The organism is Nocardia shimofusensis NBRC 100134, from assembly GCF_001613125.1.
GTDB classification, from domain to species: Bacteria; Actinomycetota; Actinomycetes; order Mycobacteriales; family Mycobacteriaceae; genus Nocardia; species Nocardia shimofusensis.
In genome coordinates this window covers 230,527-245,123 of the sequence record NZ_BDBT01000002.1, presented here as the reverse complement: position 1 = coordinate 245,123, position 14,597 = coordinate 230,527, and the positions used below count along the sequence as shown (strand labels likewise).

The 14,597-nt window shown below is 71.0% G+C and carries 1 protein-coding gene (running past one end of the window); it reads left to right on the top strand.

The window, feature by feature from the left end; genetic code table 11:
• Positions 1 to 14,597 carry the end of a non-ribosomal peptide synthetase gene (locus NS3_RS03365; RefSeq protein WP_067853301.1) on the top strand. Its footprint begins 29,365 nt before the window's first position, so 14,597 of the gene's 43,962 nt are visible here — the last part of the coding sequence; its start codon lies off the left edge, out of view; its stop codon occupies positions 14,595 to 14,597.

Sequence of the window (14,597 nt, the reverse complement as noted above, 5' to 3'; positions counted from 1 at the left end):
AGTACGAGCTGTCGCGCACCGATGTGGTGTTGCAGAAGACGCCCGCGACCTTCGACGTGTCGGTGTGGGAGTTCTTCTGGCCCTTGCAGATCGGCGCGCGCCTGGTCGTGGCCAAGCCGGACGGTCATCGCGACCCGGCCTACCTGGCCGAGATCATCGCCGCCGAGCGGATCACCACCGCGCACTTCGTGCCGTCGATGATGTCGGTGTTCGTGGCCACCCTCACCGAGAGCGGCGGCGACGGCGCGTGCACGAGCCTGCGCAATGTCTTCGCCTCCGGCGAGGCGCTGCCGGCGGTCACCGCGCAGAAGCTGCGCGAGCTGACCGGCGCTCGCCTGCACAACCTGTACGGCCCCACCGAGGCCGCCGTCGACGTGACCTATCACGAGGTCACCGAGGACGACAGGCTGTCGGTGCCGATCGGCGCCCCGGTGTTCAACACCCGTGTGCACGTACTGGATGCGCGTCTGCATCCGGTGCCGGTGGGTGTCGCGGGCGAGCTGTACCTGGCCGGCGCGCAGCTGGCGCGCGGGTACGTGGCGCGGCCCGACCTGTCCGCCGACCGGTTCGTGGCGAACCCGTTCGGCACGGGGGAGCGGATGTACCGCACCGGTGACCTGGTGGCCTGGACGGCCGACGGGGAACTGGAGTACCTGGGCCGCACCGACTTCCAGGTGAAGCTGCGCGGTCTGCGCATCGAGCTCGGCGAGATCGAATCCGCGCTCACCGCACTGGATTCCGTCGCTCAGTCGGTGGTCGTGGTGCGCTCGGACGAGCGGCTCGGCGATCAGCTGGTCGGCTACCTCGTCCCCACGGCAGGCCGGTCGGTCGACACCGAGGCGGTCCGCGCCGAACTGGCCGGTGCGCTGCCCGGGTACATGGTGCCCTCGGCGTTCGTGGTGCTCGAGGAGTTCCCGCTCAACGCCTCCGGCAAGCTCGACCGCAAGGCGCTGCCCGCTCCGGTGTTCGAGGTCAAGGCGTTCCGCGCGCCCTCGACCCCGGTCGAGGAGATCGTGGCGAGCACCTTCGGTGAGGTGCTCGGGGTGGCCAGGGTCGGTCTCGACGACGACTTCTTCACCCTCGGCGGCAACTCGCTGCTGGCGACCCAGGTGATCGCCCGCCTGGGCAAGATGCTCGACACCCAGCTCGCGGTGCGCGATCTGTTCGACGCCTCCACGGTGGCCGCGCTGGCCGCCCGCGCCGAGTCGATCGCCGGAAGCGGCAGGGCCAGGCCGGAACTCGCCGCGGGCCCGCGGCCGGAGCGCATTCCGCTCTCGCCTGCCCAGCAGCGGTACTGGTTCCTCAACCAGTTCGACACCGCCACCTCCGCGGTGGACAACATCCCGCTCGCGGTGCGGCTGTCGGGCGCGCTCGACGTGGCCGCGCTGGAGCAGGCCATCGGCGATGTGATCGCCCGCCACGAGGTGCTGCGCACCGTCTACCCGAGCGCGCCGGAAGGCCCGCATCAGGTGATCCTGCCGGTCGACCGGCCGCGCCTGGAGCCGGTCGACATCGACGAATCCGAGCTGGTGGAGCGGGTCATCGCGTTCTCGATGACCACCTTCGACGCCTCCGTCGAGGTACCGCTGGCGGTCGGTCTGTTCCGTCTGGGCGCCGAGGAGCACGTGGTCACCTTCGTGGTGCACCACATCGCCGCCGACGGCTCCTCGATGGGCCCGCTGGCCCGCGATCTGATGGCCGCCTACGTGGCCAGGGTGGCCGGCGAGACGCCGCAGTGGACGCCGCTGCCGGTGCAGTACGCCGACTACGCGCTGTGGCAGCGCGACGTGCTCGGCACCGAGGACGATCCGGAATCGGTGGCCGCGCGCCAGGTCGAATACTGGAAGTCCGCGCTGGCCGGTCTGCCCGACCAGCTGGAACTGCCCGCCGACCGGCCGCGCCCGCCCGCGCAGTCGTTCCGCGGCGAGGCCGTCCGCTTCGACATCGCTCCCGAGCTGCACGCCAAGCTGCACGAGCTGGCGCGGGCGCACAACGCCTCGCTGTTCATGGTCGTGCACACCGCGCTCGCGGTGGTGCTGGCCAGGCTGTCGGGCACCGACGACATCGCGGTCGGCACCCCGATCGCGGGTCGTGGCGAACGCGAACTCGACGACCTGATCGGCATGTTCGTCAATACGCTGGTCTTCCGCACCCAGGTGGATCCGGGGCAGCGCTTCGCCGCCCTGCTGGCCGACGTGCGCGAGCGCGATCTGCAGGCCTTCGCCAACGCCGATGTGCCGTTCGAGCGCCTGGTGGAGGTGCTCAACCCGGTGCGTTCGACCGCGCGCAACCCGCTGTTCCAGGTGGGCCTGTCGTTCCAGAATCTCGGCGCGACCACGCTGACCCTGCCGGGTCTGCAGGTGAGCGCGGTCGACGTCGGTGCTCAGCTGGCCAAGACCGACCTCACGGTCACCCTCTACGACCTCTACGACGACAACGGCGACCCGGCCGAGATCGTCACCGAATTCAGCTACGCGACCGACCTGTTCGACGAGTCGACCGCGCAGAGCTTCGCGGATCGTTTCGTGCGCGTGCTCGAAGCCGCGGTCGCGAACCCGGACGTGCCGGTCTCCGAGATCGACCTGCTGGGCGCCGAGGAGTCCGAGCGGATCCTGCGGGCGTGGAACGACACCGCGCACGCCACCGATCGCGACGCCACCTTGGTGTCGCTGTTCGACGCCGCCGTGGCGAACGCCGATCCGGACGCGGTGGCCGTGGTCGCCGATGTGGCCGACGGCGCGCGGCAGGTCCTGACCTGGTCGGAGCTGGACGCACGGGTGAATCGCCTGGCGCGGTACCTGATCGCGCGCGGCGTGCGGCCCGAGGACCGGGTCGCGCTGGCCATGCGCCGCTCGCTCGACCTGGTCGTCGCGCTGTACGCGGTGGCCCGTTCCGGTGCGGCCTACGTGCCGATCGACCCGGATCAGCCCGCCGAGCGCGTCGGCTACATCCTCGACACCGCCGCGCCCGCGCTGGTGCTGACCACCACCATGGACGACGTGGACGACTTCGGGACCGACGTCGCCGAGCTGGTCGCGGTCGACGCGCTCGACCTCGACGGCCTGGCGGCGACGGCGATCACCGACGCCGATCGTCACGGCGCGCTGCTCGCGGGCAACACCGCCTACGTCATCTTCACCTCCGGTTCCACCGGCAGGCCGAAGGGCGTGGCGGTGCCGCACGGCGCGGCGGCCAACCAGTTGGCCTACATCACCGGGGAATTCGGTCTCGACGCCGAGAACGTGGTGCTGCTCAAGACGGCGGCCACCTTCGACGTGTCGGTCTGGGAGTTCTGGTCCTCGGTCGTCAGCGGCGGTCGCCTGGTCGTGGCCACCGCCGACGGTCATCGCGATCCGGCGTACCTGAACGCGCTGATCGCCGACACCGGCGTCACCACCCTGTGCGTGGTGCCCTCGGCGCTGGACGCGTTGCTGGTGGAATCCGGCGACCGGATGCCTGCCACTCTGCGCCGCATCCTGGCCATCGGCGAGGCGCTGCCGGTTGCGACCGCGCAGCGGTTCCGCCGCAACAACGCCGCGACCGTGTTCAACCTGTACGGCCCGACCGAGGCCGCGGTCTCGATCACCACCCACGAGGCGAACGACACCGACACCGTCACCGTCTCCATCGGCTCCCCGCAGTGGAACAGCCAGGTCTACGTGCTGGATTCGCGTCTGCGGCCGGTGCCGGTGGGCGTGGCCGGTGAGCTGTACCTGGGCGGCGTGCAGCTGGCCACCGGGTACTTCACCCGGCCGGATCTCACCGCCGACCGGTTCGTGGCCAACCCGTTCACACCGGGCGAGCGCATGTACCGCACCGGTGACCTGGTGGCGTGGACCGCGAACGGTGAACTCGACTACCGGGGCCGCACCGACTTCCAGGTGAAGATCCGCGGCTTCCGGATCGAGTTGGGTGAGATCGAATCCGCACTGCTGAACCAGGATTCGGTCGCGGCGGCCGCCGTACTGGCGCTGACCGATCCGAACCTGGGCGATCGCCTGGTCGCCTACCTGGTGCCCGCGACGGCGGGGCAGCAGATCGACACCCGCGCCTTGCAGGCCGCGCTGTCGGCGGAGATCCCGTCCTACATGGTCCCGTCGGTGTTCACGCAGCTCGACGAGCTGCCGCTGAACGTCAACGGCAAGCTCGACCGCAAGGCGTTGCCGGAACCCACCTTCGAGAAGGCGGTCTTCCGGGCGCCGACCACCCCGATCGAGCAGATCGTGGCCACGGTCTTCGCCGAGGTGCTCGGCCTCGACCGTGGTGCGCACAGCCACGACCAGAGCGCGCGGATCGGCCTGGACGACGACTTCTTCGCGTGGGGCGGCAACTCGCTGCTGGCCACACAGGTCGCCTCTCGTCTGGGCGCCGCGCTGAACACCCGCGTCCCGGTCCGGTTGCTGTTCGAGGCGCCGACCGTGGCCGCGCTGGCGGTGCGCGTGGAGCAGCAGGCGGGTGCGGGCAGGCTCGCCCTGACCGCCCGCCCGCGTCCGGAGCGCATCCCGCTGTCGCTGGCGCAGCAGCGCATGTGGTTCCTCAACCGGTTCGACTCCGACTCGGCCGCTTACAACGTGCCGATCGCGGTGCGCCTGAGCGGCGAACTGGACGCCGACGCGCTGCGTGCCGCCATCGCCGACCTGATCGCCCGCCACGAGGTGCTGCGGACGGTCTACCCGGAGGTGGACGGCGAGCCGGTGCAGCTGATCCTGGCCCCCGGTCAGGCGCAGGTGCCGCTGGAGACTCGGGCCATCGGTTCGGCCGAGATCGCCGGAGCCGTGGTGGAACTGGTCGGGCTGCCGTTCGATGTCACCGAGCGAGTGCCGGTGCGCGTGGCCCTGTTCGAGATCACCGACGCGGGCGAGGTGCCCGAGTTCGTGATCGCGATGGTCGTGCACCACATCGCCGGTGACGGTTCGTCGTTCGCGCCGCTGGTCCGCGACCTGATGACCGCCTACGTGGCGCGTCGTGCGGGCGAGGCCCCGAACTGGGCTCCGTTGGCGGTGCAGTACGCCGACTTCAGCATCTGGCAGCGCGAACTGCTGGGCAGCGAAGCCGATCCGAACTCGCTGATGTCCGGTCAGCTCGCCTACTGGCGGACCGCGCTGGCGGATCTGCCCGAGCAGTTGGATCTGCCCACGGACCGTCCTCGCCCGGCGACCCAGTCGTTCCGCGGCGGCATGGTGCCGGTGCGGATCGACGCCGACACCCACCGCGCCCTCATCGGCGTGGGCCAGGGCGCGAGCTCGACGCTGTTCATGGTCGTGCACACCGCGCTGGCGGTGCTGCTCTCGCGGCTGTCGGGTGCGCAGGATCTGGCCATCGGCACGCCCATCGCCGGTCGTGGCGAGGCGGCGCTCGAGGACCTGATCGGCACCTTCATCAACACGCTGGTGTTCCGCAGCCGGGTCGACGCGGGCGAACCGTTCGATGTGCTGCTGGCCCGTCAGCGCGAGATCGACATCCAGGCGTTCGCGCACGCGGATGTGCCGTTCGAGCGCCTCGTCGAGGTGCTCAACCCGGCCCGTTCGCAGGCGCGGCACCCGCTGTTCCAGGTGGGTCTGTCGTTCCAGAACCAGACCAAGGCCACGCTGGAACTGCCCGGCCTGACGGTCTCAGGGGTGGATTTCGACACCGAGATGTCGCAGTTCGACCTGCATCTGATCCTCACCGATCAGTACGACGAGCAGGGCGCGCCGACCGGTATCGCGGGTGTGTTCACCTATGCCAGCGATCTGTTCGACCGGGCGACGGTGGAGGTGTTCGCGCAGCGGTTCGGTCGTCTGCTCGACGCGGTGATCGCGGCTCCGGCGACCCCGGTGGGCGAGCTGCCGCTGCTGGCCGTCGACGAGCGGCGGGAACTGGTGTCGGGTCGCAACGACACCGCGCATCCGTTGGCGCCGTCGCTGCTGCTCGACGGTTACCGCACCGCGGTCGCCGAGCACGCCGACCGGGTGGCGCTGTCCTACGAGGGCGAGTCGCTGACCTACCGCGAGTTCGACGAGCGCGTGAATTCTCTGGCGCGCCTGCTGATCTCGCGCGGCGTCGGTGCGGAGTCGCTGGTGGGCCTCGCGGTCCGGCGTTCGCTGGATCTGGTGGTCGGCATGTACGCGATCGTGACCGCCGGTGGCGCGTACGTGCCGCTGGACCCGGATCATCCGGCCGAGCGCATCGCCCACATCCTCGACACGGCGCAGCCGGCCTGCGTGCTCTCGACCACGGCCGACGCGGTGCCGGTGCCCGAGGGCACCGACGTGGTGCTGCTCGATGCCGTCGATCTGGACGGCTACTCGACCGCGCCGGTCGAGGCGAACGAGCTGCTGCGTCCGGTGCGCCGCGACAACCCTGCGTATGTGATCTTCACGTCGGGTTCGACCGGTCGTCCGAAGGGTGTGGCGGTCTCGCACGGGGCGATCGACAACCAGACCGCCTGGATGCTCTCGGAGTACCCGATGGGTCCGGGGGATGTGTACCTGCAGAAGACCGCGACCACCTTCGACGTGTCGCTGTGGGGGTACTTCATGCCGCTGCGCACGGGCGCGAAGCTGGTCGTGGCCACCCACGACGGCCATCGTGACCCGGCGTATGTGGCGGACATGATCGCCCGCCACCAGGTCACGGTCACCGACTTCGTGCCGTCCATGCTCAGCGTGTTCGCCGCGAACCTGGCGACCGGTGCGGTGTCGTCGCTGCGGGATGTGTTCGTCATCGGTGAGGCGCTGCCGCCGGAGACGGTCACCGCCTGGTATCAGGTGTCGGACGCGGTGCTGCACAACTTGTACGGCCCGACCGAGGCGGCGGTGTCGGTGACCTACTGGCCCGCGCGTGGTGCGGACGAGCGGACTGTGCCGATCGGTCTGCCGCAGTGGAACGTCGGTGTGTACGTGCTGGATTCGCGCCTGCAGCCGGTTCCGGACGGTGTCGCCGGTGAGCTGTATCTGGCCGGTGAGCAGCTGGCGCGTGGTTATGTGGCGCGTCCGGATCTGTCGGCGGATCGGTTCGTGGCGAACCCGTTCGTACCGGGGCAGCGCATGTACCGCACCGGTGACCTGGTGCTGTGGCGCTCCGGCTCCGGCTCCGGCTCCGGCTCCGGTGAGCGGCAGCCGCGTCTGGAGTACATCGGCCGCACCGATTTCCAGGTGAAGTTCCGTGGTCAGCGCATCGAGCTGGGCGAGATCGAGACCGCGTTGCTGGCCCAGCCGTCGCTGAGCCAGGCCGTCGCGCTCGTGGTGCCGTCGTCGCTGGGTGACCAGCTGGTGGCGTATGTGGTGCCGCGTCCGGGCCAGGTGGCCGAGCAGAACGCGCTGCTGGCCGCGATCTCCGAATCGCTGCCCGCCTACATGGTTCCGGCCGCGATCGTGGTGCTCGACGCCTTCCCGCTCAACGCCTCCGGCAAGCTGGATCGCAAGGCACTGCCCGAACCGGTGTTCTCCAGCAAGGAGTTCCGCGCACCGGCCACGCCGATCGAGGAGATCGTCGCGGGCGTGTTCGCCGACGTGCTCGGCCTGGAACGGGTCGGCGCCGACGACGACTTCTTCGCTCTCGGCGGCAACTCGCTGGTGGCCACCCAGGTCACCGCGCGACTGGGCAAGGCGCTCGACACCCAGCTCGCCGTGCGCGATCTGTTCGAGGCGTCCTCGGTCGAGGCGCTGGCCGCCCGCGCCGAACGCAAGTCCGGCTCCGGCCGGGCCCGTCCCGCGCTGACCGCCGGGCCGCGTCCGGAGCACATCCCGCTCTCGCCGGCGCAGCAGCGCTACTGGTTCCTCAACCAGTTCGACACCAGCGCCTCGGCGGTCGACAACGTGCCGTTCGCGGTGCGCCTGACCGGCACGCTGGACGTGGCCGCGCTGGAGCGCGCGGTGGCCGACATCTTCGCCCGCCACGAATCGCTGCGCACCGTCTACCCGACCGTGAACGGCGAGCCGGTGCAGGTCGTGCTGCCCGCCTCGCAGTCGACCCCGTCGCTGCGGGCGGTGGACATCGACGAGTCCGAGCTGATCGCCACGGTGATCGAGTTCGTCATGACCACCTTCGATGTCACCGCCGAGGTGCCGCTGAAGGTCGCGCTGTACCGGTTGGCCTCGGATCAGCACGTGATCGCGTTCGTCTCCCACCACGTCTCCGCCGACGGCGCGTCGATGGGTCCGCTCGCGCGCGACCTGATGACCGCCTACATGGCGCGCGCGGCGGGCGAGGCGCCGCAGTGGTCGCCGTTGCCGGTGCAGTACGCCGACTACGCGCTGTGGCAGCGCGAGGTGCTCGGCACCGAGGACGATCCGGAATCGGTGGCCGCGCAGCAGGTCGAGTACTGGAAGTCCGCGCTGTCGGGTCTGCCCGATCAGCTGGAACTCCCGGCCGACCGGCCGCGTCCGCCGATGCAGTCCTTCCGCGGCGACGCGGTGCGCTTCGAGATCGATCCCGAGCGGCACGCCAGGCTGCACGAGGTGGCGCGGGCCAACAACGCCTCGCTGTTCATGGTCGTGCACGCGGCCCTGGCGGTGCTGCTGGCCAGGCTGTCGGGCACCGAGGACATCGCGGTCGGCACCCCGATCGCCGGTCGCGGTGAGCGCGAGCTCGACGACATGATCGGCATGTTCGTCAACACGCTGGTCTTCCGCACCCAGGTCCGGCCCGGGGACACCTTCACCGACCTGCTCGCCGAGGTCAGGGACCGCGACCTGCAGGCGTTCGCGCACGCCGACGTGCCGTTCGAGCGTCTGGTCGAGGTGCTCAACCCGGTGCGCTCGACCGCGCGCAACCCGCTGTTCCAGATGGGGCTGTCGTTCCAGAACCTGGCCGAGCAGGCGTTCGAGCTGCCCGGTCTGTCGGTGAGCGCGGTCGACTTCGGCGCGCAGCTGGCCAAGACCGACCTGCACGTCACCGTGTTCGACCGGTACGCCGCCGACGGCGCCCCGGCCGAGATCGTGGCCGAATTCGGTTACGCGACCGACCTGTTCGACGAGTCGACGGTGCGCGGTTTCGTGGATCGGTTCCTGCGGGTGCTCGACACCGTGATCGCCGACCAGACGGTGCCGGTGGGCGACATCGACCTGCTGGCCGCCGACGAATCAGAGCGGATCCTGCGGGCGTGGAACGACACCGCGCACGCCACCGACCGCGACGCGACCCTCGTCTCGCTGTTCGACGCGGCGGTGGCGGCCGCACGCCCGGACGCTGTCGCGGTAATCGCAGAGGAGGCCGGGACCGCCGGACTCGCTGCAGCTGTGACCGCCGAGGTAGGCGACTCGGCCACCGCCGGCGCCGCCGATGTGGCCGGGGCGAGGGCGACCCTGACCTGGGCCGAGCTGGACGCGCGGGTGAACCGCCTGGCGCGGCACCTGATCGCATCGGGTATCGGGACCGAGGACCGGGTCGCGCTGGCGATCCGCCGCAGCGCCGATCTGGTGATCGCGATGTACGCGGTGGCTCGGGCGGGTGCGGCGTACGTGCCGATCGACCCGGATCAGCCTGCCGAGCGCGTCGGTTACATCCTCGACACGGCAGCCCCGGTGCGGGTGCTCACCACCGCGCGGGACGCCTTCGAGCACGAGGCCGCGCCGTCGATGCGCATCGACGAGCTGGATCTGTCCGGCTACGCCGACAGGCCGATCGCCGCCGACGAGCGGGTCCGCCCGCTGGTCCCGGCGAACACCGCCTACGTCATCTTCACCTCCGGCTCGACCGGTGTGCCGAAGGGCGTCGCGGTGCCGCACGCGGCGATCGCGAACCAGTTGCAGTGGAAGACGGCCGAATTCGGTCTCGGCGCGGGCGACGTGGTGTTGCTCAAGACCGCGGCGACCTTCGACCTCTCGGTCTGGGAGTTCTGGTCGGCGGCGGTCAGCGGCGGCACGCTGGTGATCGCCACCGCCGACGGTCATCGCGACCCGTCGTACCTGAACACGCTCATGCGGGAGACCGGCGTCACCACGCTGCACGTGGTGCCGTCCATGCTCGACGCGCTGCTCACCGAGTCCGGTGATCAGCTGCCCGGGTCCCTGCGTCGTGTCCTGGCCATCGGTGAGGCGCTGCCCGCCGCGACCGCGCAGCGCTTCCGCGCGGCCGGCTCCGGCGAGCTGTTCAACCTGTACGGCCCGACCGAGGCCGCGGTCTCGATCACCAGCCACCGCGTCGACGAGCACGACACCGCCTCGGTGTCCATCGGTGCGCCGGAGTGGAACAGCCGGGTCTACGTGCTGGATTCGCGTCTGCGGCCGGTGCCGGTGGGCGTGGCCGGTGAGCTGTACCTGGCAGGCGAGCAGCTGGCGCGCGGCTACTTCGCGCGACCGGATCTGACCGCCGACCGGTTCGTGGCCGACCCGTTCGGCGCGGCGGGCGAGCGCATGTACCGCACCGGCGACCTGGTCGCCTGGACCGCGAACGGTGAACTCGACTACCGGGGCCGCACCGACTTCCAGGTGAAGATCCGCGGCTTCCGCATCGAGCTCGGCGACATCGAAGCCGCGCTGCTGCGCCAGGATTCGGTATCGGCGGCGGCGGTGCTGGCGCACAACGACCCGAACCTGGGCGATCGCCTGGTCGCCTACGTGGTCCCCGGCGGCGTCGCCACCGGCGAATTCGACAAGCGGGCGCTGCAGTCGGCGCTGTCGGAGGATCTGCCGTCCTACATGGTGCCCAGCGCCTTCGTGGTGCTCGACGCCCTGCCGCTCAACGCCAACGGCAAGCTCGACCGCAAGGCGCTGCCCGTGCCGAGCTTCGAGCAGGCCGCCTTCCGCGCGCCGGCGACCCCGGCCGAACGGATCGTGGCCGAGGTGTTCGCCGATGTCCTGGGCATCGAGAAGAGCGAGTCCGGCCGGATCGGCGCGGACGACGACTTCTTCGCCCTGGGCGGCAACAGCATCCTGTCCATTCAGCTGGTGGCTCGCGCCAAGGCCGCGGGCGTGGCGTTCAGCGTCCGCGAGGTCTTCGACCAGCGCACCGTGGCGGCACTGGCCGAGGTGGCGACCCTCACCGACGCCACCGACACCGAGCTGCGGGAACTGCCCGGCGGCGGTGTCGGCGAGATCCCGATCTCCCCGGCGATGGCCGCGCTGCTGGCGCAGGGCCGCTTCGACGGCCTGGCCGAGGCCACGACGTTGGAGATGCCGCAGGCACTGGACTGGTGGACGTTGCTCGAAGCGCTCGAGGCGATCTTCGAACGCCACGACGCGCTGCGCACCCGTGTGCGTGACAACGGCGGCGTCTGGGAGTTCGAGGCGCTGGCGGTGGTCGACGTCGAACCGCTGGTTCGAGAAGTCCGGGTCGCCCGCGGAACCGACGGCGACTGGCTGCGCGAGGACGAGCTGGCCGCGGCGGTGGATCGGCTGGATCCGGTCGCCGGGGTGATGACCCAGTTCGTGCTGTTCACCTTCGAGGACGACCGCACCGACGAACTGCTCGTCGTGGCGCATCGTTTCGTGGTCGACGGGCCGTCCTGGCGCATTCTCGGCGCCGAGATCACCGAGGCGGTCGCCCGTCTCGGCGTCGACGCGCCGCTGGAGCTGCCCGCGATCGGCACCACGCTGCGCCGCTGGGCGCACCGCGCCGCCGAACTCGACCACAGCGCGGAACTGCCGTACTGGCAGGGTGTCTCGGCTGCCGACGAGGCGCCGATCGGCGACCGGCCGTTCGACCCGGCCGTCGACACCGCCGCGACCGTGCGCCGGGTGCGGGTCGAGATCCCTGCCGAAACCGGCGCGCTGGTGCTCGGCAGCGACGCGAGCACCGACCCGAGCGCAGGCGGTGTCATGGGCAAGGGCGGCACGAGCAGTGTCGCGGACAAGCGCAGTGTCGCCGACAAGCGCAGTGTCGCCGACAAGCGCAGTGTCGCCGACAAGTACCGGAGCACCACGCACGACGTGCTGGTGGCCGCCCTCGCCCTGGCGCTGGCGCGCTGGAGCGGCACGACGGAGCTGCCGGTGCTGCGCCTGGACGCGCGTGGCCGCGCCGACGAGTCGGTGCCCGGCGCGAACGTGGCAGGCACCGTCGGCTGGTTCGACACCGCCTACCCGGCGCGTCTCGACCTGGCCGCGGCCGGACTGTCGGCGGCCGACCTCGACGACGCCTTCGCCGGTGGGCCCGCCCTCGGCCGGCTCGTCAAGACCGTCAAGGAGCAGTTGCTCGCGGTGCCCGATCACGGCGCGGGCCACGCGCTGCTCGGCCTGCCCGACCGCGCGCAGGTCGGGTTCCGCTACCGCGGCGAGCTGCCCGCCGAGATCGTCGACGCGCGCGCGGGCGACCTGCCCGCCGCGGGCGTCCTGGACATCGAGGCGACCACGCTGGGCGCGGATCTGGTCACCACCTTCGCCTTCCCGGCGGGCGTGCTGACCGAGCAGCGGGTGGGCGAGCTCGCGGGGCTGTGGACCGAGGCGCTCGACGCGTTCGCGAAGCACGCACAGCGTCCGGACGCGGGCGGGTTCACCCCGTCGGACATGCCGCTGGTGCGCGTCGGCCAGACCGACATCGACATGTGGGAGCGGACCTACCCCGGCATGACCGAGGTGTGGCCGCTGACGCCGCTGCAGTCCGGCCTGCTCTTCCACGCGCTGATGAGCACCGCCACGGTGGACGTCTACACCATGCAGGCCGTGGTCGACCTCTCCGGCACGGTGGACGCCGACCGCCTGCACGCCTCGGCGCAGGCGATCCTGGACCGCTACCCGAACCTGCGCACCGCTTTCGTCACCGACTCCGACGGTCAGGCGGTGCAGGTCGTCCTCGACGACGTCGAGGTGCCGTGGCAGGAAGTGGATCTCACCGATCTGCCGCAGGACGAGCGGATGGACCAGCTGCGCAAGCTGCTGGCCCAGGACCAGGCCGAACGGTTCGACATGGCCACCCCGCCGCTGGTGCGCTACGCCCTGTACCGCACCGAGGCCGACCAGTGGCACCTGTCCATCACCACCCATCACGTGCTGCTGGACGGCTGGTCGATGCCGCTGCTCATGCAGGACCTGCTGGTGCTCTACGCGGTGCGCGGCGACATCGCCGCACTGCCGCCGGTGGCCTCCTACCGCACCTTCCTGGAGTGGCTGGACGGCCGCGATCCGCAAACCTCCCTGCGGATCTGGACGCAGGCCTTCGAGGGACTGACCGAGCCGACCGAGTTCGCGCCGCCCGCCAAGGGCGTCGAGCAGTACGAGACCGGCAAGGTCACCGTCGAGCTCGACGAGGAGCGGACCCGCAGGCTCGGCAAGCACTGCGCCGAGCTGGGGATCACCGTGAACACGCTGGTCTCCTCGGCCTGGGGCATCCTGGTCGGCCGGCTCGTCGGCCGCTCGGACGTGGTGTTCGGCACCACTGTTTCCGGTCGCCCCGCCGAACTGCCCGGCGTCGAGACGATGGTGGGTCTGTTCATCAACACCCTGCCGGTGCGCATGCGCATCGACGAGCACGCCGCCATCGGCGACCAGCTGCGGCGCGTGCAGCGCGAACAGGCCGACCTGCTCGACCACCACTACATCGGTCTGGCCGACATCCAGCGCGCCGCCGGGGTGGCCTCGCAGTTCGACACCCTGTACGTGTTCGAGTCCTACCCGGTGGATCGCGCGGCCATCGCCGCGGCGTCCGACATCGACGGCATGTCGGTGACCGGCGTCGGGGTCAGCAACTCCACGCACTACCCGCTGACCCTGCAGGTGCTGCTGGAAAGCACGCTCGAGATCACCTTCGAGTACCTGACCAGCCGCTACACCGAGGACGAGGTCCGCACCCTGGCCAAGCGCATGATGCGGGTACTCGACGCGCTGCTCGGCGATCCGGTCGGCGCGGTCGGCGACATCGACATCCTCGACGAGACCGAACGCGCTGCGCTGCTGGGTGATTCGGGGGCGGCGCAGGCTGCCGAAGCCGGTCGCCTCGGCGCCAGGACGGTCGCGAAGGTGCTCGCCGAGGTCGTCGAAGCCGATCCGGAGGCCCCGGCGCTGCTCGACGGCGACAACGAGATCGCCTACCACGTGCTGGACCGGCGCTCCTCGCAGCTCGCGCGCGTGCTCATCGGGCGCGGTGTCGGCCCCGGCGACGTGGTCGCGGTGGCGCTGCCCCGGTCGGTGGACTCGGTGGTCGCGGTCTGGGCGGCCCAGAAGGCCGGTGCGGCAGTGCTGTTCGCCGCCGGACTCGACGCGGCGGCACTGGCGTCGGCGGGTGCCCGCTTCGGCGTCACCCGCGAGGTCCGTGAGGACGCCGGGATCACCTGGGTGGCACTGGGCGAGCAGCAGGTGCGCGACGAGATCGCCGCCGCGGCGGGCCATCCGGTGTCCTACGCCGACCGGGTCCGCCCGCTCGGCGAGGAGCACCCGGCGTTCGTGGAACTGGTCGAGGGTGCCGCGGTGCCGCTGAACCAGGAGCAGGCGCTCGATCTGGGCGACAGCCTGCGGCGCAGCGAGGACATCGACTACGAGTCGACGACCTACACCACCGCCGCCGCGGGCCGGGCCGCGCTGACCGAGTTCCTGGCGACCTCCATCGCGGGCGCGCTCTCGGTGCTGCCCACCGGTTCGGTCGCCGACGATCTGGCCGAAGGCGAGGTCACCCACTGGTTCCTCGCCGCCGGTGAGAGCTCCGCCGCGGCCGACGACGCGGTCCGGGTGATCCCCGAGAAGTAG